Source organism: Chryseobacterium rhizoplanae (assembly GCF_900182655.1).
GTDB classification, from domain to species: domain Bacteria; phylum Bacteroidota; class Bacteroidia; order Flavobacteriales; family Weeksellaceae; genus Chryseobacterium; species Chryseobacterium rhizoplanae.
Genome location: NZ_FXTC01000003.1, coordinates 138602 through 160574, shown reverse-complemented (window position 1 = coordinate 160574; position 21973 = coordinate 138602). Strand labels below are relative to the sequence as shown.

The 21973-nt window shown below is 35.5% G+C and carries 20 protein-coding genes and 1 other RNA gene; 13 read left to right on the top strand and 8 right to left on the bottom strand.

The window, feature by feature from the left end; translation table 11 throughout:
- The first annotated feature begins 35 nt into the window (after positions 1–35).
- Positions 36–1499 carry an RNA polymerase factor sigma-54 gene (gene rpoN, locus FN817_RS09340; RefSeq protein ID WP_142717691.1) on the top strand — a complete coding sequence of 488 codons (1464 nt, stop codon included), beginning with the start codon at positions 36–38 and terminating at the stop codon, positions 1497–1499.
- Between the two features lie 120 nt (positions 1500–1619).
- Here rpoN and FN817_RS09335 read toward each other — a convergent pair whose 3' ends face one another.
- Genes FN817_RS09335 through FN817_RS09325 form a run of 3 tightly spaced genes read right to left on the bottom strand, consistent with a single transcriptional unit; the run spans position 1620 to position 4462 of the window.
- Positions 1620–3245, bottom strand: coding sequence for an AMP-binding protein (locus FN817_RS09335; protein ID WP_142717690.1), 1626 nt, complete (start codon positions 3243–3245; stop codon positions 1620–1622).
- 58 nt (positions 3246–3303) lie between these two features.
- Positions 3304–3978, bottom strand: a complete 675-nt coding sequence (locus FN817_RS09330; RefSeq protein ID WP_047420793.1) for a hypothetical protein — start codon at positions 3976–3978, stop codon at positions 3304–3306.
- The gene (locus FN817_RS09325; protein ID WP_047420794.1) at positions 3971–4462 is read right to left on the bottom strand and encodes an RNA polymerase sigma factor; all 492 of its coding nucleotides are present in this window, start codon (positions 4460–4462) and stop codon (positions 3971–3973) included. Before FN817_RS09325 ends, FN817_RS09330 begins: the two co-directional genes overlap by 8 nt.
- Positions 4463–4619: 157 nt before the next feature.
- Here FN817_RS09325 and rnpB point away from each other — a divergent pair.
- From rnpB to FN817_RS09305, 4 genes are all read left to right on the top strand, one after another.
- Positions 4620–4944, top strand: an RNA gene (gene rnpB, locus FN817_RS09320) — RNase P RNA component class A.
- A 174-nt stretch (positions 4945–5118) separates the two neighbouring features.
- Complete coding sequence (locus FN817_RS09315; RefSeq protein WP_142717689.1) at positions 5119–5649, top strand: hypothetical protein; 531 nt, start codon at positions 5119–5121, stop codon at positions 5647–5649.
- Positions 5650–5671: 22 nt separating this feature from the next.
- The gene (locus FN817_RS09310; RefSeq protein ID WP_142717688.1) at positions 5672–6199 is read left to right on the top strand and encodes a hypothetical protein; all 528 of its coding nucleotides are present in this window, start codon (positions 5672–5674) and stop codon (positions 6197–6199) included.
- 46 nt (positions 6200–6245) lie between these two features.
- The gene (locus tag FN817_RS09305; protein WP_142717687.1) at positions 6246–6833 is read left to right on the top strand and encodes a glycine-rich domain-containing protein; all 588 of its coding nucleotides are present in this window, start codon (positions 6246–6248) and stop codon (positions 6831–6833) included.
- Between the two features lie 11 nt (positions 6834–6844).
- Here the strand turns inward: FN817_RS09305 and FN817_RS09300 are convergent, their stop codons facing one another.
- Positions 6845–7714: a polyphosphate kinase 2 family protein gene (locus FN817_RS09300; protein WP_142717686.1), complete on the bottom strand. Its 870-nt coding sequence runs from the start codon at positions 7712–7714 to the stop codon at positions 6845–6847.
- Positions 7715–8008: 294 nt separating this feature from the next.
- Positions 8009–8485, bottom strand: a complete 477-nt coding sequence (locus FN817_RS09295) for a DUF1573 domain-containing protein (protein WP_047386795.1) — start codon at positions 8483–8485, stop codon at positions 8009–8011.
- A gap of 128 nt (positions 8486–8613) precedes the next feature.
- On the opposite strand from FN817_RS09295, the gene FN817_RS09290 reads away from it, so the two are divergent.
- From FN817_RS09290 to FN817_RS09265, 6 genes are all read left to right on the top strand, one after another.
- Positions 8614–11229 carry a valine--tRNA ligase gene (locus FN817_RS09290; RefSeq protein ID WP_142717685.1) on the top strand — a complete coding sequence of 872 codons (2616 nt, stop codon included), beginning with the start codon at positions 8614–8616 and terminating at the stop codon, positions 11227–11229.
- Positions 11230–11296: 67 nt separating this feature from the next.
- Entirely contained in the window at positions 11297–11662 is a 366-nt protein-coding gene (locus tag FN817_RS09285) for a GIY-YIG nuclease family protein (protein WP_142717684.1), read from the top strand.
- A gap of 5 nt (positions 11663–11667) precedes the next feature.
- On the top strand, positions 11668–12303 hold the full coding sequence (locus tag FN817_RS09280; RefSeq protein ID WP_047420797.1) for a DUF4241 domain-containing protein: 636 nt from the start codon (positions 11668–11670) through the stop codon (positions 12301–12303).
- 67 nt (positions 12304–12370) lie between these two features.
- Positions 12371–13261, top strand: coding sequence for a ribokinase (locus FN817_RS09275; protein ID WP_142717683.1), 891 nt, complete (start codon positions 12371–12373; stop codon positions 13259–13261).
- A gap of 90 nt (positions 13262–13351) precedes the next feature.
- Positions 13352–14197 carry an alpha/beta hydrolase family protein gene (locus FN817_RS09270; protein ID WP_142717682.1) on the top strand — a complete coding sequence of 282 codons (846 nt, stop codon included), beginning with the start codon at positions 13352–13354 and terminating at the stop codon, positions 14195–14197.
- Complete coding sequence (locus tag FN817_RS09265) at positions 14194–14838, top strand: HD domain-containing protein (RefSeq protein WP_142717681.1); 645 nt, start codon at positions 14194–14196, stop codon at positions 14836–14838. The genes FN817_RS09270 and FN817_RS09265 overlap by 4 nt, the downstream gene beginning before the upstream one ends.
- Here FN817_RS09265 and FN817_RS09260 read toward each other — a convergent pair.
- The gene (locus tag FN817_RS09260; RefSeq protein ID WP_142717680.1) at positions 14835–16070 is read right to left on the bottom strand and encodes a porin family protein; all 1236 of its coding nucleotides are present in this window, start codon (positions 16068–16070) and stop codon (positions 14835–14837) included. The genes FN817_RS09265 and FN817_RS09260 overlap by 4 nt on opposite strands.
- Before the next feature lie 68 nt (positions 16071–16138).
- Between FN817_RS09260 and FN817_RS09255 the strand changes: the two genes are divergently transcribed.
- Positions 16139–16732 carry a hypothetical protein gene (locus FN817_RS09255; RefSeq protein WP_142717679.1) on the top strand — a complete coding sequence of 198 codons (594 nt, stop codon included), beginning with the start codon at positions 16139–16141 and terminating at the stop codon, positions 16730–16732.
- Positions 16733–16790: 58 nt separating this feature from the next.
- Here the strand turns inward: FN817_RS09255 and FN817_RS09250 are convergent, their stop codons facing one another.
- Together FN817_RS09250 and FN817_RS09245 are read right to left on the bottom strand one after the other, a co-directional pair.
- Entirely contained in the window at positions 16791–17021 is a 231-nt protein-coding gene (locus tag FN817_RS09250; RefSeq protein WP_142717678.1) for a hypothetical protein, read from the bottom strand.
- 117 nt (positions 17022–17138) lie between these two features.
- Entirely contained in the window at positions 17139–18029 is an 891-nt protein-coding gene (locus FN817_RS09245) for a DUF72 domain-containing protein (protein ID WP_142717677.1), read from the bottom strand.
- A 315-nt stretch (positions 18030–18344) separates the two neighbouring features.
- Between FN817_RS09245 and FN817_RS09240 the strand changes: the two genes are divergently transcribed.
- Positions 18345–21530 carry a TonB-dependent receptor gene (locus tag FN817_RS09240; protein ID WP_142717676.1) on the top strand — a complete coding sequence of 1062 codons (3186 nt, stop codon included), beginning with the start codon at positions 18345–18347 and terminating at the stop codon, positions 21528–21530.
- The last annotated feature ends 443 nt before the right edge of the window (positions 21531–21973 follow it).

Sequence of the window (21973 nt, the reverse complement as noted above, 5' to 3'; positions counted from 1 at the left end):
CGTAGAATATGTTATGTTAAAACGCAAATAAGAATATGCTTAAACAACACTTACAACTCAAATTAGGACAAAAGCTGGCCCCTCAGCAAATCCAGTTGATGAAGCTTATTCAACTTCATACTCTGGAATTTGAAGAGGAGCTGGAGAGAGAGTTAGAAGAAAACCCGGCTTTGGAAATTGCGAAAGAAGATTCTAAAGAAGATGAATACTCTTCCCTGGAAGATGCTTATAAGGATGAGGGTACAGAAAGCATTGAAACAGATTTCGACGTCAATGAATATATCTATGACGATGAACCAAGCTATAAAACCGCATCCAGCAACTATTCTCCGGATGATGAAGAATTTGACAATGAAAGTCTTCTCACGGAGGGACAGTCTTTATACGACTATCTTACAGAGCAGATACACCTGGTGAATATCAGTGAGGAAGATCTTAAGATTGCAGAATACCTTATCGGGAACTTAGATACAGACGGATATCTTAGAAGAGAAATCAAGTCTATTGTTGATGATCTTGCTTTCTCACAAGGTATTTATACAACCAAAGAAAAAGTTGAGGATATCCTGGAGAACTATGTTCAGAAGCTGGACCCGTCCGGAGTAGGAGCAAGAGGCCTGCAGGAATGTTTATTGCTGCAAATTGAAAAGAAAGTAAGCTCAGATAAAGCAGTTTCTTTAGCTGCCAATATTTTGAGACATCAGTTTGAAGCCCTGACGAATAAGCATTACAACAAGATCATTCAGAAATATGATATTGAAGAAGAAGATCTGAAAGATGCACTGGACGAAATCTCAAAATTATCCCCGAAAGTAGGTGGAAACTTTGATACGCAAACCATTACAATTAATCAGGAAATTATTCCGGATTTTGTGATTCAGGTAAAAGACGGATTAGTGATTCCTATGCTTAACAGCAAAAATGCGCCTACTTTAAGAGTTTCTGAAGAATATAAAGATATTCTGACGACTTACTCCCATGATAAAAATTCGTCAGAGCATAAGCAGGCTGCATTATTTATCAAACAGAAACTGGATGCTGCAAAATGGTATATTGATGCTATTAATCAACGTCAGAATACCTTATTACAGACGATTACAGCGATTGTGAAATTCCAGAAGGATTATTTCATTACCGGAGACGAAAAATCTCTGAAACCAATGATCTTAAAGGACGTTGCAGATATTACGGGATTTGATATCTCTACCATTTCAAGAGTGGTAAAAAGTAAGTATGCAGATACTCCTAACGGGATTGTATATCTTAAAGACCTGTTTTCAGACAGCTTAACGAATGATGATGGAGAAGAAGTTTCTACCAAAGAGATCAAAACCCACCTTCAGGAAGTCATCAGCAAAGAAAATAAAAGAAAGCCGCTTACAGATGATGCATTAGTAGTAATCCTAAAAGAACAGGGTTATAATATTGCCAGAAGAACGATTGCAAAATATCGTGAACAGCTCAATATTCCTGTAGCAAGATTAAGAAAAGAACTTTAAAAACATAAAAAAAGCATTTCAAACTGAAATGCTTTTTTGTTTTTTATAGGTTTGAATGGTAAAAATTATTTGTCAGATTCAACAATTTCATCATTTCGCAATTTTGCATTTTTAATCTTATCATATCTGCTTTACATTCTCCAGTCCCAATTCCCTCATAGAGATTTCTCTCATTTCTACCTTTCTTATTTTGCCGGAAATAGTCATTGGGAACTCATCTACAAACTTCCAGTATTTCGGGACTTTATAGTGGGAAATTCTTCCTTTGCAATATTCCTGAAGTTCCTCTGCTGTGATAGTGAATCCTTTCCTTACTTTGACCCAGGCCATCACTTCTTCCCCGAATCTTTCACTTGGAACTCCAATGATCTGAACATCAAGGATATTGGTGTACGTGTATAAAAAATCTTCAATTTCTTTGGGTGAAATATTTTCTCCGCCACGGATGATGAGGTCTTTTATTCTTCCGGAAATGGTAATATATCCGTCTTTATCCATTACTGCCATATCTCCGGTATGCATCCAGCGTGCATCATCCAGTACTTTTTTTGTGTTTTCAGGATCATTCCAGTATTTCAGCATGACAGAATAGCCTCTTGTGCAAAGTTCACCATGTTCGCCGCGTTTCAGGGTTCTGCCATTTTCATCCACAATTTTGATCTCAAGATGATCCTGAACAGTTCCCACAGTACTGACCTGCTTTTCCAGCGGCGTTCCAATTAAAGTTTGGGTAGATACGGGTGAAGTTTCCGTCATTCCGTAGCAGATGCTCATTTCTTTAATATTCATCAGGCTCTCTACCTTTTTCATAATTTCCGGAGGACATACTGATCCTGCCATGACACCCGTCCTTAAACTTGAAAAATCATACTTATCAAAACCTTTTACCGCCAGTTCCGCAATAAACATGGTAGGAACCCCATACAAAGAAGTACATTTTTCTTCAGAAACGGCTTTTAAAGTGATTTCCGGTTCAAAGCTGTCGTTAGGAATTACCATGCAGGCTCCGTGGGCTGTGCAGCATATATTTCCGATTACCATACCAAAACAATGGTAAAAAGGTACCGGAATACAGACGCGGTCTTTCTCAGTATATTTTAATCTGATTCCGATAAAATAGCCGTTGTTCAGGATATTATGATGAGAAAGCGTAACGCCTTTCGGGAAACCTGTAGTTCCGGAAGTATATTGAATATTAACAGGATCATCAAACTGTACATGTTCTTCAAAACTGTGGAGAACTTCATCTGAAATATCCTGGCCGTTATTGACAAATGCTTCCCAGTTTTCATCAAAGAATATCTCATGCTCAAGGGTAGGGCATACTTCTTTGGCATACTCAACCATTTCTTTATAGTTGCTGCTTTTAAAGCTTAAAGACGAAAAAATAAAACGAACTTCAGACTGATTAAGAACATAGGTGAGTTCATGAGTCCTGTAGGCCGGATTGATATTGACTAAAATAGTTCCTATTCTCGCAGTGGCATACTGCAAAAGAACCCATTCATAACGGTTGGAAGACCAGATTCCGATTCTGTCACCGGATTTTGCTCCCAAAAGCAGTAAAGCTTTGGCAACGGCAGTTGTCTGATTGTAAAATTCCTGGTATGTAGCTCTGTAATTCTGATGAACACAGACTAATGCTTCCTGATGGGGATATTTTTCGACAGTACTTTTAAGATTGGCTCCGATGGTCTGTCCTAATAATGGAACCTCAGAAGTTCCATACACATAAGATAAGGGCATAGTTTAAGATTTGGTGGGCTAAAATTAATAATTATATCCCGAAATATGCCTATGTATATTAACTTTCCTGAGAATCTATTTCTTTAAGTTGCTTTAAATTTTTATCAAGCTTTTTAATAATTGTACCATATACCAGCCTGTAATAAAGCCAGATCATGGATATACCTAATAAAGTACTGACAATAATTCCTACGATAATGATGGTAAGGTTTGAGCCGCTAGGCTGTATATTCTGAGAATTTAAAGTGTAAAATATGAACGCGGTTAATACAAACGTGAATATCAGCAATAATACAATGCTGATCAGGATAAAAGCATTTACTGTTGTTTTGAATTTAATAATTCGGGTGATAAGACCCTTCAGATTTTCCTCAATCTTGATTCTTCTGTAATTCTGATAGAATTTCAATACAAAATATGCTGTAATCAATAGACTTAAGACCTTTATAGCTAAATAAGCATGACCGAAGTTGTTTTCTACTTCCGGAGCTTCCTGGGCACCTAGTCTTTCCAGCATTTTACGGAAACTGTCTGATTCTTCTTCAGGGAAAAGATAAAACAGACCTAATACGGAAAAGAATAAAAATTCTACAACGCTGATCCAGAAAATATATTTGATGTAATTACGTGACTTTCTATTCAACATCTGGAGAATCTCCTTGTCGTCATATTTAGGCTGTACAGGTTGTTCCTGCCATGTTTTTTTTAAACTATCTAGATCAAATTCAGGCATATTTTTCCATCTGTTCTTTAAGGGTTTTCTTTAATCTGTTCATTTTCACACGTGCATTGACTTCAGTGATACCGAGGTTTTCTGCAATATCCTTGTAAGGCAGATCGTCAAGATACATCATGACAATGGCTCTTTCTACATTAGGAAGAGTCTTGATTACAGTATACAAAAGTGATACCTGCTGCTGTTTGTCATCGTCATCTTCCACAAAATCCTTGTGGTTGATGTCCAGCTCATTTGTAGGAAGACTTTTGCTTTTTTTTCTAAAGAGGGTAATGGCTGTATTGAGCGCTACACGATACATCCATGTGGAAATCTTGGAATTTCCTTTAAAGGAATCATAGCTTCTCCAAAGCTGTAAAACAATTTCCTGGAAAAGATCTTCTTCATCTTCCAGAGAATTGGTATACAGGCGCGATACTTTGATAATCAGACCCTGATTATCCTTGATAAGCTTCGCAAATTCTTTTTCTCTGGAATCCATAGATGTATAATGGCACGAAGATAATAATAAAGTGGTAATTGGTGAAAATTATAATGTAAAATCGTAAAAATGGAAAAAGAGAATTAATAATTTAGATTTCTCTCTCTGTCCTGGCTTTCTCCGCTTTCTTTGCGAAATTTATGTATCTTTGCATCCGCGAGAAAATCGGCTTGTTGATTTCCCGTTTTACGGGAGGTAGGAAAGTCCGGACACCATAGAGCAGCAAAGCGGATAACATCCGTCACCCGTGAGGGTAGGACAAGTGCAACAGAAAGCAAGTACAGTTCGGCTGTAGTGAAACCAGGTAAACTCTTTGCGGTGCAATGGTAAGTATATCGGTTCTTTTCAGTAATGGAAATAGGGGCGGCTCGTCCTGAAAACCGAGGGGTAATCAGCTCAAGTGTTGCAGCAATGTAACACGTAGATAAATAACAGGCACTTCTTCGGAAGTACAAAATCCGGCTTATAGATTTTCTCGTTTTTTTTATATAATCTTCGTCCAATTTTATTCTTAAATCAAATCTGTTTTCATAATTATTTGTGAAAGAGATATTTGTTTTATATAAGTCTAATATAAGACTTGTGCAAAACCAAATAAGACGAATAAAGGATTTTTATATTGTTCTGTTATCACACATTTGTATAAACAAATAAAAATGAAAACAGAAATCACACTACATTCAGTTCCTGAGGAAAAACCCGGGTATATTCTTATTCTACTCTACATTGCCTTTGTATATGGACTATTTTGGGCAATTGACCAATGTCTGACTTGTTTTTTTAGTGATATTACCAATGTTGTAGTGATAAAGATTCTTAATAAAATAATATGGATCGGGTTGATGTTTTTAAATTATCTGATCATAAAACATTTTCTTTATCTGATAAGAAAACAAACAAAACGTCCGGTTATTTCTCCTGCTTTAAACATCTCAAAAGAAGGAATAACTTATTACCCAGAAAATAGAAAAGCTGAATGGGGAACTATTTCAGAAATACAGATTATAGATTCTATATTGTCTGTAACCGTAGATTTTGATTCTGGAAAAGATTTTAAACTTAACCTTTTTAATACAGATCTTCAGAAACAAATGAAGCAGGAGGATTTTGAAAAATTATTGGAATATCATTATAAAAAAGAAATTTATACTTACATTACTCCTGTGTCCTGCGGTTGTGGTTGTTGATTTTAATATAGAAACATACAAAATGCAAACAGAAATCACTTTATATAAATCAAGACAAAGAAAACCCGGGTATTTGGGGATTATTTTCTTTATTCTCATCTCACTTGCTCTATTGGCCGCTCTTTGTGCAACAATATATCTTTTGTTAATAAGCAGTAATTTCTTTAAGTTTTTAATTTCGGTTATTGTACTTGTATTGATATCAGTTTTCTTTTATGGTTCAGTAAAAATCTTGATCACATGCATTACGGAGCAGAGAACTCCGGAAGAAGAAGCTGTGGAAATACTATCCATCACCCAAACAGGAATTTTTAATCATAAGACAAAACAGCAATTGATATGGGATGAAATTTCTGAAATTCAGATTGTTGATGCCGTTCTTTCGGTGACAGTAGATTTGTACCCCGAAAAAGATTTTCAATTACATTTAGGAGATACAGATGTTGATACGGATATGACCAGGGATGATTTTGCAAAATTAATTCAAGGTCATTACAAAAAAGAAATTTATACCTATAATAGTCCTTTATCCTGTGGATGCGGAGGTTGATAGGGCTTATATTAATTACAGAATTACCAATTAAAATGTTGACATTATGAAACCCGAATTTACTTCCGTTTTATTGGATAACAAACAGTTAGATTATGACCAGAATCCTTTGTGGGAGAGAATTTCAGCGTATCAGATTGATCAGGCTGTCATCATTCCATTTTCCAGAAAACTGGCTCAGACTGAAGGGTGGACGAGGAGATTCTGTCTGCTTGCCATTGAAGAATATAAAAAGTTTGTTTACTTATGCTGTGTCTCAAAAAACGGAGCCTCTCCTTCAATTGTAGTAGATAAAGTATGGCACATGCATTTGCTTTACACCACCGAATACTGGAAAGAATTCTGTCCGAAGATCCTGGAAAGGGAGCTGCATCATTTCCCAAATGTAGGTGGAATTAATGATTATCATAAGCATCAGGATTGGTATCTGGAAACATTAAAACTTTACATCAATATTTTCAGGCAAAACCCACCTGAAGTTTTCTGGCGTATTCCAAAGGAAATTATACCATTCCTATTACCGGAAAATGTAAATAAGGTCAAAACTACCGGACAATTTACATGGAAAAAAACCTTTGAAAAATTACATTCAAAGGTCTTTAATTATATTCATCACAGATCGGTTTTGAAATAAACCATGACTGATTATTCTCCCATTAATTGTGTTTTGGCCCGTTGAAGGTCTTCTTTGTCTTTATCAGAAAGAGAAGGATATTTGAGATTCATTTTTTCAAGAGTATCAATAATGATCTGGATAGCAGCCACTCTTGCAAACCATTTGTTGTCTGCAGGAAGTACATACCAGGGAGCATGATCTTTCGATGTTTCATTGATGGCTGTTTCATAAGCTTCCATATACTGATCGAATAATGCTCTTTCCGGAAGATCTCCTGCAGAGAATTTCCAGTTTTTTTCCTGTTCATTGATTCTGTCCAGAAGCCTTTTTTTCTGCTCATCTTTAGAAACATGTAAAAAGATCTTTACAACCGTTGTTCCGTTCTGTGAAAGATGTTTTTCAAAATTCCTGATACTTTCATATCTGTTTTCCCAGAATTTATTGTCGAAATCTTTTACAGAAGACCACGTTTTTTCACTTAAATTATATTCTGGATGTACTTTGCAGACCAGGACACTTTCATAATGAGAGCGGTTGAAAATCCCGATCATTCCTTTCTGTGGCAACGCGAGATAATGTCTCCATAGAAAATCATGGGAATATTCTTTAGAACTCGGTGTTTTGAAACTGGTCACATTGCATCCCTGCGGATTCACTCCTCCGAAAACATGTTCTATCATACTGTCTTTTCCCGCTGCATCCATAGCCTGTAATACAACCAGAAGAGACTGGCTTCCGTCAGCATATAATTTTTCCTGCAGTTCACGAAGCTTTTCTTTCTCCTGAATCAGCATTTGTTCTCCATCTTCTTTGGTGAGCTTTCCTTTATACGATGTTGAAGTTTTTTTTATTGAAAATTTTCCGTTTACCTTAAAGTCATCTGAGAAATTGGTGTCCATATATTTAAAAGATTAAAAGATTAAAAGATTAAAAGATTAAAAGATTAAAAGATTAAAAGATTAAAAGATTAAAAGATTAAAAGATGTTGTTATTAAAATTCAATAGGGGTGGGCTTTAGCCCAGCCAGAGTTTAAAAGTATCCATTGGCTTCAGCCAAAACAGAAATAATATTTAGATAAACATCAACACTATTTCCTGTCACCTATTATCCGCTACCTGCCACCTAAACAAACATAAATGTAATAAAAAAACCGCCTCTATGGAGACGGTTTTTTTATTTTTTTGAGTAGAGATTACTTCGCAGCAGCCTTTTTAGCTAGTTTAGCAGCTTTTTTCTCAGCTTTAGCAGCTTCTTTCTGTTCTGCAGGAGTCAATACTTTTGCTTCAGCAACAGGAGCAGGAGCATTAGCGTCTACATTACCTTTAATGTAAATTACACTTCTGCTGTTTACAGGGTCATTAGAGAAAACCTCAATCATTTTGTTGAAACCTCCAGGAATAGCAGTGTTGTATCCAACTTTGATCTTAGCGGATTTACCCGGCATGATAGGGTCCTGGCTGAACTCAGGAGTTGTACATCCACAAGAAGGCTTTACGTTTGAAAGAATCAAAGGCTTATCACCTGAATTCGTTACAGTAAAGAATCTTGTACCATCAGCGTTAGGCTTAATAGTACCGTAATCGAAAGTTGTTTTATCAAATGTAATCGTTTGTGCAGATGCAATTGCAAATGTCCCGAATAATGCAATTCCTGCAATTAGTTTTTTCATATTCTTGAATGTTAATACGTTTGTTAGATAAATTTTGTGAAACAAAGTTAAAAATTATTTTAATTCATGCTTAAAAATTTTTTTCTTTAGACTATTTTTGCAAATTGCAAGCCAAAGAAATAGAATTTATGCAGATTTCAGAAAAGTACAATCCACAGGAAACAGAACAGAAATGGTACAATTACTGGTTGGAAAATAAATATTTCCATTCAGAACCTAATGACAAACCACCATATACCGTGGTCATTCCTCCACCAAATGTGACGGGGATATTACACATGGGACATATGTTGAACAATACCATTCAAGATGTTCTGGTCCGTCGTGCAAGAATGCGCGGGTTTAATGCTTGTTGGATTCCGGGAACAGATCATGCTTCAATTGCTACTGAAGCTAAAGTTGTTGCTAAATTGAAGTCTGAAGGAATCAATAAGTCAGATCTTACCCGTGAAGAATTTCTAAAACATGCCTGGGACTGGACTCACAAATATGGAGGGACCATTCTTGAGCAGCTGAAAAAACTGGGATGTTCTTGTGATTGGGACAGAACCCGTTTTACCATGGAAGATAACCTTTCAAAACAGGTTATTATAAGCTTTGTAGATCTGTATAATAAAGGAAAGATCTACAGAGGATACAGAATGGTCAACTGGGATCCTGAAGCAAAGACCAATATTTCTGATGAAGAAGTAATATTCAAAGAACAAAACGGAAAACTATATTTCCTTAAATATAAAATTGAAGGCTCAGAAGAGTTCCTTTCAGTGGCTACTACACGTCCTGAAACTATTTTTGGAGATACCGCAGTTTGTATCAATCCTAATGACGAAAGATATGCTCATTTAAAAGGTAAAAATGTAATTGTACCGATTGTGAACAGAGTAGTGCCAATCATTGAAGACGAATATGTTGATATTGAATTCGGAACCGGAGCTTTGAAAATTACACCGGCACACGACGTGAATGACTACGAAATCGGACAGAAACACCAGTTGAAAATGATTGATGCTCTGGATGATGACGGAAACCTTAATGAGCATGGATTGCATTATGCCGGAAAGAATAGATTTGACGTAAGAAAGCAGATTGCAAAAGAACTTGAAGAAAAAGATCTTTTACTGAAAGCTGAAGACTATGTAAATAAAGTAGGAACTTCGGAAAGAACAGGTGCCGTAATTGAACCTAAAATTTCTGTACAGTGGTTTCTTAAGATGTCTGATCTTGCTAAGCCTGCTTTAGATGTGGTAATGGATGATGATGTAAAATTCTATCCTGAGAAATTTAAAAATACCTACAAACATTGGATGGAAAACATCCGTGACTGGAATATTTCCCGTCAGCTATGGTGGGGACAGCAGATTCCTGCTTTTTACTTCGGAACAGGAGATGAAGATTTTGTAGTAGCTGAAACAGCTGAAGAAGCTTTAGAATTAGCAAAACAGAAATCCGGAAATCCGGAACTTACTCTGGAGAGTTTAAGACAGGATCAGGACACATTAGATACATGGTTCTCAGCCTGGCTATGGCCAATGTCTGTGTTTGAAGGGCTTTTAGATCCTGAAAATAAAGATATCCAGTATTATTATCCTACTTCTGACCTGGTAACTGCCCCTGATATTATTTTCTTCTGGGTGGCAAGAATGATCATGTCCGGATTGGAATACAAAAAAGAAGTTCCGTTCAAAAATGTTTACTTTACAGGAATTGTAAGAGATAAGCAAAGAAGAAAAATGTCAAAATCTTTAGGAAACTCTCCGGATCCTATTGAATTAATGGAAAAATATGGTGCTGATGGGGTACGCGTAGGAATTCTATTGAGTTCTGCTGCAGGTAATGACCTTCTTTTTGATGAAGACTTAATGCTTCAGGGAAGAAACTTTATGACCAAAATCTGGAGTGCATTCCGTTTGATCAATATGTGGAATCACGAAGATAAACCTGCAATTGCTACAGATAATCAGGCTATTGAATGGTTTGAAAATAAACTGAACAAAACAATCGTTGAAATTAATGATCAGTTTGAGAAGTTCAGAATTTCTGATGCGTTGCATTTGATCTATAAATTAATTTGGGATGATTTTTGTGGTTGGTATCTTGAAGCAATCAAGCCTAACTATGGAGAAGGAATTTCTAAAGAAGTATATAATAAAACCATTTATTTCTTTGAAGAATTGATGAAGCTGCTTCATCCGTTCATGCCATTCCAGTCTGAAGAAATCTGGCAGTTGATTTCTGAAAGAAGTATTGATGAAGCGCTTGTTATTGCTCAGCAGAAGAATGCCGATAGCTTTAGTGAAGAAGCTATTAAAAACTTTGAAATCACAGCTGAATTAATTTCAGGAGTTAGAAATTACCGCCAGACAAAAGGAATTTCGCCAAGAGAAGCTGTTGAGGTTTATACCAATGCATCTGAATTTGCCAATGAAGCTGTAGTAAGAAAACTGGCTAATGTTTCTGAAATCTATTTTGGACAAAAAACAGATAAGCCTAGCTTTACTTTCCTGGTAGGAGCGACTGAGGTTTCTATTCCTTTAAGTGAAAACTTAGATTTAGGAGAAGAAAAAGCAAAAACTGAAGAAGAATTGAAATATTTAAAAGGGTTCTTAATTTCAGTTGATAAGAAACTTTCCAATGAAAAGTTTGTTGCCAATGCTAAACCTGAAGTTGTAGAAGTGGAGCGTAAGAAGCAGAAAGATGCTCAGGATAAAATTGCGATCCTTGAAGAGAAACTGAAAAGTTTGTAAAAATTACCTAATAATAGGGTAATTTGTCGGAATGTCAGGCTGAGCAGAGTCGAAGCCTTTTTGAAAGATGAAACAATATTTTGTATATATTTTAAAATGTTCCGATAATTCCTATTATACAGGAGTTACCAATGATATTGAATTGAGATTTTCTCAGCATCAGTCAGGGAAATTTCCTGAAAGTTATACGTATAAAAGAAGACCGGTTGAGCTGGTCTTCTTTTATCTGTTTAATGATATTATTCAGGCAATAGCATTTGAAAAACAAGTGAAGGGCTGGAGTCGTAAGAAAAAGGAAGCTACTATAAATGATAATTGGGATAAGCTGAAAGAATTATCTATTTGCCGAAATGACAGCCATGCAGATAATTTTAATGATAAAAATCCCAAAGGCTTCGACTCCGCTCGGCCTGACACTGAAAATAAAGAATAAATAAAATGACACATATAGAAAACATAAAAAAACTATTCTCGAAGGATTTTGTAGAAAATCCATTGTTAGAAAGTTTTGAAGCGGGGAAGATCTATCTTTCCAGTGGAAAGCTGGTTGCCTGCGATCCATTAATCACCAATGATATGCTTCCTTTCACTACAGAATTTCCGAAGGGGGATTTTTCTGTGATCGTGCACAAAGAAAGAAACAGTAACTGTGTGGCTTATGCTGAAATCATATTCAATAATTCTGAAATTAAAGAATGGAAACTGGCAACTACGGCAGGACAGAACATAAAAGATCTGGCAAAAGAAGAAATCTTTGGTTATCCTGTAGAAAGCGGGATGGGATGTTTCATGGATGTTGATACTCAAAATAGCCTCAACGAGCTTGAACAGAGACTATTCCAGAATAAAGGCGGTGATTTTATGGGAATCTACGAAGAATTTTTCCATGAGTATTTCTTTGATGAAAACGGTGCTATTGACCAATATGCCTTCCTGAAACCTGCAAAAGAGCATCCCGGAACTATATTTGCTTTTGAAACCGGATATGGGGAAGGATTTTATGCCAGTTATATAGCATATGATGAAAATCAATTACCAGTGAAAATAATTACTGAATTTATAGAAATAAGTTAACTTAAAATTAGTTACTTTTGGAACACGATTTTGTCAGTTATAAATTTTAAAGCTAATACAAAACACAATGAATTTCTCATCAGAACAACCCCGAATTATTGTTGTGGGCAGCTCATCCATAGATTTGGTTCTTGAAACCGAAAAACTTCCTTCACCCAACGAAACGGTCTTGGCTGTTAAGTCAGATAGCTATTTTGGGGGTAAAGGAGCCAATCAGTCGGTAGGTACTGCCAGGCTGGGTGCAAGTGTGTACTTTATAGGATGTGTGGGAATGGATCCCCTTGGTCAGCAAATCATGAGAAATCTGGTAAGTGAAAATGTAAATGTAGGTTTTGTACATGAAACAGATAAAGAGGCTACAGGAACAGCTTATGTGACAACTTCTCATGGCAATGCAGCTATTGTTGTTGTACCGGCAGCCAATAAATATCTCAGCAAATCGCATATAGACGAAGCAGATAAGTATTTTAATACTGCAGATCTTGTACTGGTACAGCTTGAAGTTTCTATGGAGGTGGTAGAGCATACCGTTAAAAAAGCCAAGAAATATGGTAAGAAAGTTGGCCTATATGCTTCTCCTGCAATGAGAGTCAGTGAAGAAGTTTTAGAAAAGGTTGATTTTATTGTAGCTAAAAGCAACGAGTTATACACCATTTTCGGAGAAGAAAAGAGGGAAGAGGTCCTTAAGAAATATTTCAATAAAGTTTTTGTAAGAGATGATACCAACTCAACCATTTATTTTGATGGCACAGAGATGAAATATTATAGAAACGACAAAGACGAGAAAGTTTATAAAATGGGAATGGGCGATGCATTTACGTCAGGATTTGCTATTGCGCTTTGCCATGGGAACTCTATTGAAGAATGCGTGAAATTTGGAAATGAAGTTTCATCAAGAGTTTCCGGGGGTAAGGGTTCTCAGACAGGGTTGCCAAGAATGTCAGACTTCTTTTCTTAAAGCTATTTACGACATATCAAAAGTCTGAAACTTAACATAAAAATATAAGTAAAATGTCCACTTTTATAGTGGATTTTTTCTTTTTATACTATGGAAAAACTAATATTGACCACAGAAGACCATATTTCTCTCGCTGTCCATCTCTTTAAGCCTGAAAAAAGTAATGGGAAACTATTGCTGATTAATTCGGCAACAGGAGTAAAACAGCAAGTGTATTTTTCTTTTGCCAGTTATTTTTCTGAACAGGGATTTACAGTGATTACTTATGATTACAGGGGAATAGGACTTTCCAAGCCGAAAGATATGAGAGGATTTCATGGTTCTATGAGATTGTGGGGCTCAAAAGATTACAAAGCTTTAACCCAATATATCAAAACAAATTTTAAAGACTATAAAAAGTTTTGCTTAGGCCATTCTGTAGGTGCTTTAATTCTGGGAATGAATGAAGACTCTGAAATTTTTGAAGAATTTATTTTTGTGGGAACACAAAATGCTTTTGTGGGTAATCTGAAGTGGAGAACAAAAATTGAAGCATATTTTGGCTTTGGAATTGTTCAGCCATTAACCACTTCATTACTAGGGTATTTTCCGGCACATTGGTTTGGACTGGGAGAAAGTCTTCCAAAAAATTGCGCATATGACTGGAGAACCTTAATTTTAAACAAGAAATCAACCAACAGACTGTTGGAGAAAATTGATGACTTTTCTAAAAATTTGACACAGAAAGTATTTGTAATCCGTGCAGAAGATGATGTCTGGCTCACAGAAAAAGGAGTTTTAAGCTTATTAAATAATACTTATCCTAATCTTAAACCAACTTACAGATTGGTTGCTGTTTCAGAATCTGATAAAAAGGAAATCGGACATGTCAATTTTTTTAGAAGTTACAATAGTAAACTCTGGGATATTATTTTAAATGAACTGATAGATAAATGAAAAGTACGATTGACAACACAATAGCATTTGTAAAAGAAAAATTAGAAGGAGCAGAAGCGGGACATGACTGGTTCCATATTGAAAGAGTCTGGAAACTGGCCGCTCAAATAGCAGAAACAGAAGATTGTGATCAAGAGGTTGTAGAATTGTCTGCGCTTCTTCACGATATTGCAGATCCTAAATTTCATAACGGAGATGAAACCATTGCTCCCAAAATAGCCAGAGCATTTCTTGAAGAGCAAAATGTTCCCGAAGAAACAATCCTGAAGGTTTTATTTGTGATTGAAAATATTTCATTTAAAAATAGAGATCAGGCTCCGTTAAATCCACCTATTGAACTTAAAATCGTGCAGGATGCCGACCGTATTGATGCAATTGGAGCAATTGGAATTGCCAGAACGTTCAATTTCGGAGGCTTTAAGAATAACCTGATGTACCATCCGGATATGAAGCCTAAATTGGGAATGTCAAAAGAAGAATATAAAAAGTCTGATGGCACAACTATCAATCATTTCTACGAAAAACTATTGCTTCTGAAAGACATGATGAACACCGAAAAGGGGAAAAAAATGGCCGAAGAAAGACACAATTATATGCTGAATTTCCTCGACCAGTTTTATAAAGAATGGAATGTAGATTAGAAAATATTATATCCCAGGATTAAGGAAGCATACTTTAGATTTGCCTCAGGACCTTTTTCTTCAAGTAGATTCATGCCCGTATTATACCTAGCTTCTATAATGTATTTGTTATTATAATTATACCCTATTCCAAATACAGCGCTTTTGAAAGCCTGAGATGAAGATAACTTAAATCTGTCAAATACATATCCATCATAATCTAATGGGAAATCCTTAGCTGAACTTGTTTTCAGAGTTAGAACATTAATACCTGCATTAATAAAGATCTTTGATTTATCATTGATAAACATGTAGTGTCTTACACTTAGAGGAATACTTATAAATGAATAATTATCTACATTTATGTTATACAAATTACCGTTAGTTGTTCTTACAGCCGTTTTGTTATTGTAAAGTGAGAATGTAGGTTCAATTACAACTGACCATTTGTTTTTATTGAATGGTAATACAATTTCTGCTTCAACTCCTATCCTGAATCCAGTTTTTGAAGGAGCCCCTTCATTACTAAAAGTTTTTGTTATTTCCAATGGTGAGTAAAAATTGAGCCCAGGTCTGACAGCCAAGTTAAACTTAGAATTTCTTTTAGTCTCAGAAGGAGTTTCTTCGTTAGTAGTTCCAGAAATATTGCTGTTATATGTTGAGAAAATTTTCTTTAGATCATTACTCGTATATTTTGTTTTTAGAGCAATTGTCTGAGCTGTATTATCATCTGAGAATATAGTTTTCAATTGATCAATATATTTTTCATTTGTTGCAACCTGCAGATTGTTTCCATTGAAAAAGTATTTTTTATAAATCAATGGCTGAATAGAAGAATTTGAGTCAGAATAAAAGTACCTTGTGATATTTTGACCCTGATATGAGTAGAGGTTTTTACTGCCTGTTACAATTTCCTTAAGGAATACAGAAGCTTTTTTCAACTCAGGTTCTTTGTTGGAAGAAAAATCCCCGGTATTATCAGACGAATAATCAATGTCACCGTTATAGGTAACATATTTTACATCATTGTAAATCTCAAATTCTTTAATTGTAGAGGGTGTACCAGTACTTTCTCCTGATTTTTCATCTGTTTTGTAAGTGAAGCTGTCAGGGTTGTTTGCCCATCCCTGATTTTTGATAAGTACTTCTTTCTTTACATTATTACTGTTGATGATATAACCTTTTTCAAATTTTATCTGAGCGCAGATTAACGCAATACAGAAGGAAAGGAGTACTGAGAATGTTTTTTTCATAGTTAATTAAGATTAAAATATGGCCGCAAATATAGATAAAATAGAGAGAAGAAGTATCTTTGTAGAATATGACACTCATTATTTTTATAATATTTCTGGCATCTGTTCTTTCTCTGGTTTTATTTAAAGTGAAATCGGGAAGTATGATGAAGTGGGCAAAGCTGTTCCGTATAGTAACAGTAGTTTTCTCAATTTCTGTTTTTACGTACTGGTTTATTAAGAAAAGTGCGGTAGCATTTGTGGATAATTCTGTAGGACTGCAGGTTATTAATAAACTTCCCCAGGCATTGGATTTTTATCTGATCAATGTAAATAAAACCGATCAAAACACAACTCTTGAGCCCAAACATATCGGAAAAATACGTCCGGAATACTACAGAATAGAATACCTGAAAATGGATAAGTCTGATGAATACTGGATTGTAGGATATCTCGGAAAGAAAAATCTCGTATACTTTTCGCAACATTCCGTGCCGAATAAAAATATAGATCAGATTGTAGAGGTACAGAATTACATCAACCAAAGTATGAAACTTTCTGAATCAGCAAAAAAACAGGTAGATGCCTACAATTATGAGAATACAAAACTGGGCATCTGGATTACACTGGATTTCCTGCTTCTGTTTCTCAATCTGGTGTTGCTTCTGAAGAAAAATAAATAAGAATAGAATAAATGGGTAATGAGTACTATAAAAGACTTATTACCCATTATTATTTCTGTTAAGGATAATCCAGGATTTGCATAATTTGTTCTTTGAATTCCTCAGGACAGGATCTGACCAGTTTGTCCTTGCTTTGTTTACTGATTTCTTTTGGAGTAACCCATTCCGTTTTATTGGAACTCAGGCTGTGATGATCATATACTCTTTTTATGGTATTGTTTTCATAAAAAATATACTCATCACCAAGCCAGCTATTGGCAATACTGATTTTGCAAATTTCTTTTTCCATGATTTATGTTTTTAAAATATAATGCATCGTGAAATACATTACACCCTAATTTACGAATTTATTCGTTATGAAAAAGAAGTTTATATCAATCTTTATCCTGTACCTGATTTATATTATCTAAAATAACGTACCTGTACTTTCTGTGGCCATTTGTGGAATATGAATATCAGTTTTCCACTCTTCATTCAGCTTCTTGATAAAATATGCGGATAATAGAGGTGATGCTTTTTCAATATTCTGGTGTACGAAAAAGTAGAGATTCTGAAGACCTTCTTTCTTCCATTTAGTAAGATGTTTCAGCCAGTCATCCAATCTTTCATAGTCACTTTCGGCATTGGCTCCTACGTAACGGATAAATGCATTAGGCGTGGTAAGGCGCATATGAAGCATATCTCTTCTTCCGGCAGTATCTACGATGATGTTGGTGATGTTATGAGCTTCAAAGAGCTCACAGGTTGTATTAAGGATTTCCTCATCAGTAAACCATTCCGTATTTCTGAGTTCTATAGCTAAAGGAACTTCTTTAGGCCATTCTTTTACAAATTTTTCCAGCCTGTCATAATCTTTAGGTTTAAAATTATCATGAAGCTGAAGAAAAGCCATTCCCAGTTTTTCATCAAAATTCATCACTGCCGAAGCAAAATGGGTCACCGGATCAGTCACATCAATCAGTCTTCTGAAATGAGAAACCGTATTGGTGATCTTAGGGAAGAATTTAAAATTTTCAGGAGTTTTTTCCTTCCATGTTTTTACCTGGTCAGGAGTGGGCATTCCGTAGAAAGTAGCATTCAGTTCAATAGAATTAAACTGAGTTGCATAATAGGTCAGTTCATCTTTAGTTCCTTTAGGATAAAATCCCTTAAGATCCGTTTTATTCCATTTCGCACATCCGATAGAAATATTTTCCAGTCCTTTTTTATTAAGAGCCAGCATTTCCTTGGTTTTAGGATGATCTTTTGGTAAGGTGAAATCTATTTTTGACGGGTCTTCTACTTGTCCGAATTTCATATCTGTAGTTTTGGTATTAAACAATAAACACAAATATAAATCAAAAAATTCAGAGCTTCTATGATTCGAAGGGAAAGTAGTTCAACAGAGAATAATTGTTAATAGTAAAATTTTAAGAAATTAAAAACTTTTGAAAGCTTGAAATATAGAAGATTTTCATCTTTGCTCTAGAATTTTTTTTAAGATTTTCATGATGTTTCTATTAAGTTTTTTTTAAGGAAATATTAAACATTCTGTTACGTAATGTTAATTCTATGTTACCATACTTCATTTTTACTAGATATAATTTTACACCAAGTTTATAGCGAATAAAATATGAAGAAAAAAATCATCTGTGCTTTTGCTCTATTATCGTTTGGGTTTGCATTTTCACAGGAAACCAGTTCTAAAATTTTTGGAAGATTAAAGGGAATTTCTTCCGAAGTTACCGTAAAGGTAGTTCACCTTCCTACTAATAGTACCATTGAAACGAAAAGTAACAGCAAAGGACAGTTCAGTTTAGATAATCTTCAGCCGGGAGGACCTTATAAAATTGAAATATCTGATGGATCACAGGTTATTTATGAAAACCCGAATCTGCAGCTTTCTTTAGGGAATAACGACTTACCTGTGGTAGAAGTGGGAAGTAAAGAAAAGACAATTGATGAGGTGAAAATCACTTCTAAAAAGACCGCCGCAAAATATGGGGTAGGGATCAGCCAGGCTCAGATTTCTGGTCTTCCTAATATCAACCGCGGAATTCAGGATGTTACCAAACTGGTTCCTCAAAGTGCTAACAACTCTTTCAACGGGACCAATTTCCGTTATAATAACGTGACGATTGATGGGTCTATCAATAATGATGCAATTGGATTCAGTCCTTCATTAGGAGGGCAGACCGGTACTTCGGGAATGCCGGGAAGCAGTACCCGTTCCAATTCTATAAGTCTGGATGCTATCCAGGATGTGCAGGTGTATATTGCTCCTTATGATGTAAAGCTCGGGAATTTCCTTGGAGGAAGTATTAATGCGGTAACACGAAGCGGAAGTAACGATGTTACAGGATCAATCTATGCATACGGAAGAAATGCGGCAATTACCGGTAGAAACAGAGTAGGGGATAATTCCAAAATGCCGAGTGATTTTGAAGACTTTATTTATGGAGGAAGAGTAGGTTTGCCCATTGTGCGGGATAAGGTATTCTTATTTACCAATTTAGAATACACCAAAAGAACAGATCCTGTATTCTATAATGCCAATGATCCGGGAGCACTCGTAAATGAGCAGGTTGCCCAGCAGATTTCTGATTTTGTACGAAATAAATATGGATTCAATGTTGGTAGCTTTAATCAATACAATAATTTTTCTGAAAGTTCTAAACTTTTCAATAAATTAGATTGGAAAATTAATGATAAGCACACCTTATCCGTTAAAAATAATACAGTATTTTCACAGGCATCCAACCTTGAAAGAGACGGCGCGAATTTCAGATTTTCCAGCATGGATTTTGTTCAGAAAAATACTGCATCTACCACTACGCTTGAATTAAAAAGCCGTTTCAATGATAAATGGAGCAATAATTTAGTAGTAGGATATTCTTCCATTCATGATTACAGAGATCCCACTTCCGGTAATGCCATGTTTCCACAGGTAGAAATTGCTTACAACGGCGGAACGATTCTTTTGGGAAATGACAGAGAGGCCACTGTTTTCAATATGAAGCAGAAGACTTTTGAAATTACCGATAATCTTACTTATAAAAAAGGAAATCATACCTTCTTATTAGGAATGCACAATGAGTTATACAATATTGACTATGGTTTTGTAAATGCATTGAACGGAAGAATTTCCTATAAAAGCCTGAATGATTTTTTTAACGGTACTCCTGCAAGGATAAGAGGTACTTACCCTTTCAACGGAGACAGCAGACAAACAATTTTTGATAATCCTTATGCTCAATACAAAGTGAATTTGCTTTCCCTGTACCTTCAGGATGAAATTAACTGGGGAAGAGTGAGACTTTCACCGGGAGTAAGAGTAGATTATACAGACTTACCGAATAAACCACAATTAAGTCCATTGGTAAACAATTCGCCTCAGGATCCAAACTCGGGAAATACCTACAGTTACACTCCATTGAGTCAGCTTACCAACAACTACCTGAATAAACCTACATTCTCTCCAAGACTTGGATTTACGATTGACCTTACAGAGAACAGATCTATGGTATTAAGAGGTGGATCAGGAATCTTTGTAGGAAGAATTCCTTTTGCATGGTTAGGATATGCTTATTATAATGATGGAGTAGGTTTTGGAAGTTATGATTATAATGGGCCAACAGCGGCACAACTTGCTTCCAATGGAGATCCACTGAACAGTGCCAATTTCCCGAAATGGCAGAACTCTTCAAAAGTACAGGTAGACCTTATTGACAACAACTTTAAAATGCCAAGAGTTTGGAGAAGCTCCTTAGCATTCGATTATACCCTTGCAGGATATAAATTGACTTTAGAAGGGATCTATACAAAAGTGCTTTATGATCTGAAATTCCAGCAGGTGAATAAAACGGATAACGTAACGTATTACAGCTATGATACAAATCATGAGATGCCAATCTATACAACAAATATCAACAGTAATTTCTCTAATGCCTACCTTTTATCCAATACTAAAGAAGGATACCGTTACAATCTGACTGCACAGCTTTCAAAATCATACGACTTCGGTTTTAATTTCTTTGTGGCTTATACTTATGGAGACGCTAAGGATATTACCAACGGTATCAGAAACTCTATGGAAAGTAACTGGCAGATGAATCAGTCTCTGACGCCAAATGACCCGAAACTGACAACATCTAACTTTGCCATCAAAAACAGGGTCGTTGCGAATCTTGGATATGCCTTTAATATTTCTGAGACCAACAGATTATACACCAATGTATATTTCAATGCACAATCCGGAAATCCTTTTTCATGGGGATTTGTGAACAGCACGATTGCCAATACAGGACAGGCAGCAGGACTTGCTTATATTTTTAAAGATGCTGCAGAAGCTTCCAAATATATAGTTCCTATAAAAGATGCTGCAGGAAATGTAGTGGTAACTGCTCAGCAGCAGATTGCAGATTATGAAAATTTTGTCAACAATAATGACTATCTGAAGTCCAGAAGAGGAAAATTCACTGAAAGAAATGGTGATGTTACTCCCTGGAATATTCAGGCGGATATCAGAATCATGGATGAGATCAAACTGAGTAAGAAATCTAAGAATAATATACAAATATCATTGAGCATCATCAATTTTACCAATTTACTGAACAAAGATTGGGGGAAAGTATATTTTGTTCCTAATACTTTCAATTCTACAGCAAGTGTTGGTTTGACAAAAGTTGGAAATGTAGCAACAGGACAACCTTCTGCCGGCGATCCAACATATAACTTCAAAACCCCGGGGCTACCTTATACTATTGATCAGTTTGCATCAAGATTTCAGGCTCAGCTGGGTGTTCGATACAATTTTTAAGTACGTTTTTACATTTTACTTCATAATTCTTTTCAAAGGTTCGGATTTTCTTTCCGGACCTTTTTTTGTAAATTATAAATTATAAATGATGAATGATGAATGATGAATGATGAATGATGAATGATGAATGATGAATGATGAATTTTACTAATAAAAGACGTACACTTTTATGATTATTAAATCATTTTGAGAACACGCAATCATCTGTGAGAATCTGCGCAATCTGTGGGAAATGCTCAAAATAATTATATACAAACTGTAATTATTCAATAGGAACGGGCTTCAGCCCGTTTAAAAAATAAAGACTAATTCCGACGGCTTTAGCTAACCTATCAACATCAGGAGCTGAAGTGAAATTTTTTCAATTTTTACCAATCATCTGTGAAAATCTGTGCAATCTGTGGGAAACTAAAGGCCTATGAAAACGACAAAAGCACACCTTT

Excerpts from the sequence above, each read along its gene's own strand:
- rpoN (WP_142717691.1), top strand. The coding sequence starts at position 36 with ATGCTTAAACAACACTTACAACTCAAATTAGGACAAAAGCTGGCCCCT.
- FN817_RS09335 (WP_142717690.1), bottom strand. The coding sequence starts at position 3,245 with ATGCCCTTATCTTATGTGTATGGAACTTCTGAGGTTCCATTATTAGGA.
- FN817_RS09330 (WP_047420793.1), bottom strand. The coding sequence starts at position 3,978 with ATGCCTGAATTTGATCTAGATAGTTTAAAAAAAACATGGCAGGAACAA.
- FN817_RS09325 (WP_047420794.1), bottom strand. The coding sequence starts at position 4,462 with ATGGATTCCAGAGAAAAAGAATTTGCGAAGCTTATCAAGGATAATCAG.
- FN817_RS09315 (WP_142717689.1), top strand. The coding sequence starts at position 5,119 with ATGAAAACAGAAATCACACTACATTCAGTTCCTGAGGAAAAACCCGGG.
- FN817_RS09310 (WP_142717688.1), top strand. The coding sequence starts at position 5,672 with ATGCAAACAGAAATCACTTTATATAAATCAAGACAAAGAAAACCCGGG.
- FN817_RS09305 (WP_142717687.1), top strand. The coding sequence starts at position 6,246 with ATGAAACCCGAATTTACTTCCGTTTTATTGGATAACAAACAGTTAGAT.
- FN817_RS09300 (WP_142717686.1), bottom strand. The coding sequence starts at position 7,714 with ATGGACACCAATTTCTCAGATGACTTTAAGGTAAACGGAAAATTTTCA.
- FN817_RS09295 (WP_047386795.1), bottom strand. The coding sequence starts at position 8,485 with ATGAAAAAACTAATTGCAGGAATTGCATTATTCGGGACATTTGCAATT.
- FN817_RS09290 (WP_142717685.1), top strand. The coding sequence starts at position 8,614 with ATGCAGATTTCAGAAAAGTACAATCCACAGGAAACAGAACAGAAATGG.
- FN817_RS09285 (WP_142717684.1), top strand. The coding sequence starts at position 11,297 with ATGAAACAATATTTTGTATATATTTTAAAATGTTCCGATAATTCCTAT.
- FN817_RS09280 (WP_047420797.1), top strand. The coding sequence starts at position 11,668 with ATGACACATATAGAAAACATAAAAAAACTATTCTCGAAGGATTTTGTA.
- FN817_RS09275 (WP_142717683.1), top strand. The coding sequence starts at position 12,371 with ATGAATTTCTCATCAGAACAACCCCGAATTATTGTTGTGGGCAGCTCA.
- FN817_RS09270 (WP_142717682.1), top strand. The coding sequence starts at position 13,352 with ATGGAAAAACTAATATTGACCACAGAAGACCATATTTCTCTCGCTGTC.
- FN817_RS09265 (WP_142717681.1), top strand. The coding sequence starts at position 14,194 with ATGAAAAGTACGATTGACAACACAATAGCATTTGTAAAAGAAAAATTA.
- FN817_RS09260 (WP_142717680.1), bottom strand. The coding sequence starts at position 16,070 with ATGAAAAAAACATTCTCAGTACTCCTTTCCTTCTGTATTGCGTTAATC.
- FN817_RS09255 (WP_142717679.1), top strand. The coding sequence starts at position 16,139 with ATGACACTCATTATTTTTATAATATTTCTGGCATCTGTTCTTTCTCTG.
- FN817_RS09250 (WP_142717678.1), bottom strand. The coding sequence starts at position 17,021 with ATGGAAAAAGAAATTTGCAAAATCAGTATTGCCAATAGCTGGCTTGGT.
- FN817_RS09245 (WP_142717677.1), bottom strand. The coding sequence starts at position 18,029 with ATGAAATTCGGACAAGTAGAAGACCCGTCAAAAATAGATTTCACCTTA.
- FN817_RS09240 (WP_142717676.1), top strand. The coding sequence starts at position 18,345 with ATGAAGAAAAAAATCATCTGTGCTTTTGCTCTATTATCGTTTGGGTTT.